The following is a 2,810-nucleotide window of genomic DNA, read 5'->3' on the forward strand; positions in this document are numbered from 1 at the left end:
CTTCGACACCACCAATTACTACACCTACATGGCCAGTCAAACCGAATCGGAGCTTGCCCAGCAGGGCAAGAACAAGGCGGGCAAGCATCATCTGCGTCAAATTGGCCTGGGACTGCTGGTTGCCCGGGATTCACGGTTGCCGTTATATTACAGCGTCTATCCCGGCAATCTCCATGACAGCAAGCATTTCGCAACGGTGATGGATGAAATGTTCGGCATGGTCTGCGGCCTGAACAAAACGAAAGAGCGGCTCACCGTGGTCATTGACAAGGGCATGAACGCCGATGACAATTATGCCTGGATTGACGACCACTCCCGGATTCATTTTATCACCACCTATTCAACATATTTTGCCCAGGACCTGGCCGCAACATCGCTGGAGCGCTTTGAACCTGCCTATACAGCGGAAAATCGACGGCATATCGAGGAAGGCCGGGAGGATGAGTGCCTGCTCGCCTACCGGACCAAAGGTGAGTACTGGGGCAAAGAGCGAACCGTCATTGTTACCCATACCCCGGCGTCTGCCCGCAAACAGGCCTACACCTTTGCCGAAAAACTTGCGGCCATACGCCAGGAGTTGCTGGTCATGCGGGCCAAGGTGAAAGCTAAGGCGCCACACTGGCGGAATGAGGAAGCCGTTCGCGAGCGGTATATTCGATTTTGCGAACAACTCCATATGACGCCGCAACTGTACGAGCTGGAATTCGAGCAATCCCCTGACGGTCTGGCGCTGACCTTTCGCAAAAATGTCTCTCTGGTCAGCCGGAAAAAGGCGATGTTCGGGAAAAACATCATTATTACCGACAATACGGACTGGATGACGGGCGATATCATCGAAGCGAGCCTTGCCCGCTGGCAGGTTGAGGACCGGTTCCGTTGCAGCAAGGACGACGATCTGGTCGGCACCAGCCCGCTCCGCCACTGGACGGACAGCAAGATCAGGTGTCATCTTTTCACCTGTGTGGTGGCCATGACCTATTTGCGCCGAATCGAATTGAAGATGGCTGCTGCCGGTCGAAAACGTTCGATCGAGGAGGTCATGGACGACATGCGGCATCTGCACTATGTCCTGAGGGTAAAAAAAGGAAGCCGGACACCTGAGCGTCGCCTGGAGACACCCAGTAAGACCCAGAGTGAAGTCCTATCGGCCTTTGGCTACCACGTTGACGAGAGTGGGGTCTTACAGGGTCCCGCCAGCTAATCCCTTGTGCTGCGCGGGATTGCGGCCCGACATACCGATTATCCCCGAAACTCCTGTTAAAGTATTTGGACTTGGCTGATGATACAATTGAATTGAATCCCGCTTAAAGACAGGTGCGCGCTCTCTCCGGCTGGTCCCTTATGTATGTTTTTCCACTGCACCTCAAACCCCTAAATCCACTCTACGGTCAGGCTCAGCTGAAAACAGCCACGGAGTTCAACCGGAGCGTTCATTTTTTGTCAAAAATTGAACAAATATCGCGACCAAGACAGCCAGAGCTTCAAAATCGACAAATTGAGTTGCGTGAGCATCCAGCAACAGGGTTGCGCGGGCAGGGAATTCATCGTCTTTATCGTAGAAGATAAGTTGTAGTAATATGTTGGGTACTACATCAAAAATTAAGCTTACGGAACCCAATCCGGAAATTCCACCCTGTAGACCACCGATTGATCCTGCTATCGAGAGCAATTCAGGAACGCATCCCTGGAATCGCTTAATTATAGGCCCTTCCAAGGCACTTTGCGAAAAACTGCTATTTTTAAATAATGGCCCGGCCAACTCAGCCAGAGGAACAAATACACCTGCCGGCCTACTATTGCATCCAGTCAATACATAATGGATCAGGGCACTTGCCGTGACATATGAGCAGTTCCTCCGATCAGACCTCCGGGCACCTGTATTGGATATCAGGTAGGTTGTGCCCAAGAAAAGAACTTCAACTTCTCCGGCATTGTTTGTCGGAAGTTTGAGATGTCCAGCTAATGTGGCGATATCCGTATTTGCCAAACGCTTGACAAGATCTTCGTAGATTTTTCTGTGACCTCCAAAGCCTGAGACGTCTGTCATGACTTGCTCCTCTTATTTAAGATGTCTTCGAATGATTAACGAATATTTCTGGTATGATATCGGGGCCAGGCAATACTATTACAAAATCGACAGAAAGAGTCCGGTTCTTTGATGTGTTCTGTTTTTATGGCGTAGTAGCAGTGGTCGGCGGTGTCTTTGGGTGGATTGCTTTACAAATGCCGGACAGCAGGGAGATGAAGTGGCTTTTTAGCCACCATTGCCAAGTACTCGCAAATAATGAAAATATATTTTTAGTATCCATCATGGGCGGCACCGTTTTCTGTCATATAGGTGTAGCGACTTGCAAACAAGAACGCGTAGGCTCGCAAACAGATTGCTTATGGACTCTGATTAATTGCCAATAAAATAGCAGCTGGGCTCACAATAGTTGCCAACGGGCTCACATTGTTTGCAAATAGCGTTAAGCTTGGGCTCGACCGGCAGAAAGGAAATTATCGTTTCCCCATGTTGAAAATGGAGTATTTCTCTTGATTGATTCTCTGGAAAAATTAATAATTGAATCTGCTCCATCTGGAGCTGTTTTTTCGAAAATAACCTTGAATTTTGGAAGTACTGGAATGCTCCATTTCGATCGTGATATTTGGTCATGAGCAAGGTCAAAATGTCAGGAATAAGGTAAATCTCTGCTTGTGCAGATCAGATTAATACTGCCAGCAGCAAGCCTAATCTCTGCCGTTCTGGTCTGGTTTGGTTACATTGCCAGTTATATTCTCAATACAAGATGCGTTTGACATCCTCCCCC

Annotated in this window: 2 protein-coding genes; one reads left to right on the forward strand and one right to left on the reverse strand. The window is 49.0% G+C overall.

Annotation, left to right across the window (positions count from 1 at the left end):
- Positions 1-1,201, forward strand: a 1,201-nt coding sequence (locus tag ACYQ8U_RS22825; RefSeq protein ID WP_459947863.1) for an IS1634 family transposase, incomplete at its 5' end; no start/stop codon positions are given.
- Between the two features lie 216 nt (positions 1,202-1,417).
- Here ACYQ8U_RS22825 and ACYQ8U_RS22830 read toward each other — a convergent pair.
- Positions 1,418-2,047 (reverse strand): DUF3786 domain-containing protein, encoded by a 630-nt coding sequence (locus tag ACYQ8U_RS22830; RefSeq protein WP_459947864.1) that lies wholly within the window; start codon positions 2,045-2,047, stop codon positions 1,418-1,420.
- Between the last annotated feature and the right edge of the window lie 763 nt (positions 2,048-2,810).

The organism is Desulfocastanea catecholica (genome assembly GCF_054657295.1).

Excerpts from the sequence above, each read along its gene's own strand:
- ACYQ8U_RS22830 (WP_459947864.1), bottom strand. The coding sequence starts at position 2,047 with ATGACAGACGTCTCAGGCTTTGGAGGTCACAGAAAAATCTACGAAGAT.